Below are 375 nucleotides of genomic sequence, written 5' to 3' on the forward strand. Positions count from 1 at the left end.
TCTGGACATTTAAAGATTGTTCGAAAATATAATTAATTTTTGCATTATCACCTATTAACTTGTGTAACGATAGTTCAAATCTAACTTGTTCTTCTTTTGACAGTTCCCTCTTTATTTTTACATCCAAACTTTGATTATTGTTATTAAAATCTAGCCAAAACAAAGGAAATTCCCTAGATAATAACAAAGACAATTGTTTATTTAAATCGAATATATTAAATGGATTACCTTTTAAATTTATTATTTCGGTATATGATCGTTCATTAATTCTAGATGCATAATTAGGTATAACATTTGATATTGTTACTGGACACCCTGCACCTCTAATTTCTTTATAAAATACATCTTTTAACCTTTTCCCTTTCCCCTCGTTGG

The 375-nt window shown here is 27.5% G+C and carries 1 protein-coding gene; it reads right to left on the minus strand.

Annotation, left to right across the window (positions count from 1 at the left end; translation table 11 throughout):
- The coding region (locus KVT37_RS31955) for a hypothetical protein (RefSeq protein ID WP_217578988.1) at nt 1-375 on the minus strand (375 nt) is incomplete at both ends.

It is taken from the genome of Mesorhizobium sp. GbtcB19, assembly GCF_019091085.1.
Classification (GTDB): domain Bacteria; phylum Pseudomonadota; class Alphaproteobacteria; order Rhizobiales; family Rhizobiaceae; genus Mesorhizobium.